A 1,345-nucleotide genomic window follows, 5' to 3' on the forward strand; every position below is an offset into this window, starting at 1 on the left:
CCTGACACAAGCAAAGTTTTCTTAAACATAGAAAAGGTCCTCTCAATATTGATAAACGGCATCAATGTGCTGGTACTTTAGTGGTGATATGGAGTCGCCGGCGCACGAACAGTTCCGCCTTTTTGACAGTTTTATAAAAATTTTCAATGCCGCCGGCAACTTATAGCACAGGGTTGACCTTGGGGTTACCCTGAAGTTTGACAATCTGTGACGACAGGAATGGTTACGCCCACACCGGCTAATAGGAGATCCTGATGCAGACACAGAGGTTCGATATTCAGGGCGCCAGCTGCCAGAGCTGCGTCCGCAAGATTCGCGAGGCGCTGTCCGCCATCGCAGGCATCGACGATGTGCAGGTGGATCTGGATGCCCAGCAGGTGACCGTCACCGGCACCGCCGACAGTGCCGACTTGCAGGCTGCCCTGGCCAAGGCGGGTTATGCCGTCGAAGACACGCCGCCTCACACTGCATCAGCATCGCCCGCCAGCACCGATCAGGAACAGCAGCTTGCCATTACCGGTGCCACCTGCGCCGCCTGCGTACGCACCATCGAAAACGCCCTGCGCAACACCGCGGGGGTCAACCAGGCACAGATGAACTTTGCCGACCGCACCGCCAGAGTCAGCGGCACGGCGGATACCCAATCCCTGATCGACGCAGTAGAGAAGGCGGGCTATGGCGCCAGCCCAGTGGACGACAACGATGATGATGGCGCCCGCGAACAACAGGAGCAGCAACACTATCGCCGCCTCCTGCGTCATACCTGGCTGGGCCTGGGGCTGGGCGTACCGCTGATGGCCTGGGGACTGCTGGGCGGCAACATGATGGTTCAACCCGGCGCCGCCAGTCAGTGGATCTGGCTGGCTATCGGCCTGCTGACCCTGGCGGTGCTGGCCACCGCCGGGCGCCATTTCTTTGTCGGTGCCTGGAAGGCGTTTCGCAATCACAACGCCAACATGGATACCCTGATTGCTCTGGGCACCGGTGCCGCCTGGCTCTACTCCATGGCCGTGGTACTGATTCCCGCGGCGCTCCCGGAAGCCGCCCGCCATGTGTACTTCGAAGCCAGTGCCATGATCATCGGCCTGATCAACCTGGGCCAGGCCCTGGAAGTGCGGGCCCGGGGCAAAACCAGCGAAGCGGTAAAACGGCTACTGGACCTGGGCGCCAAAACCGCCCGGGTGGTTCGCGACGGCCCGAATCACGAAAAAAGGGAGCAGGACATCCCGGTGGAGCAGGTGCAGACCGATGACATCCTGCGCGTACGCCCCGGGGAAAAAATTGCCGTGGACGGCATCGTCGAAGAAGGCGAAAGCCGCCTGGATGAGTCCATGCTCACCGGCGA

The 1,345-nt window shown here is 60.7% G+C and carries 1 protein-coding gene; it reads left to right on the plus strand.

Features of this window, described 5'->3' with window-relative positions:
- Nucleotides 1-254 precede the first annotated feature (254 nt).
- Nucleotides 255-1,345: copper ion binding protein (locus B3Q33_RS10015; protein ID WP_286827509.1), on the plus strand; the 1,091-nt coding region annotated here is incomplete at its 3' end.

The organism is Alcanivorax sp. UBA3183, from assembly GCF_002364155.1.
GTDB lineage: Bacteria > Pseudomonadota > Gammaproteobacteria > Pseudomonadales > Alcanivoracaceae > Alcanivorax > Alcanivorax jadensis.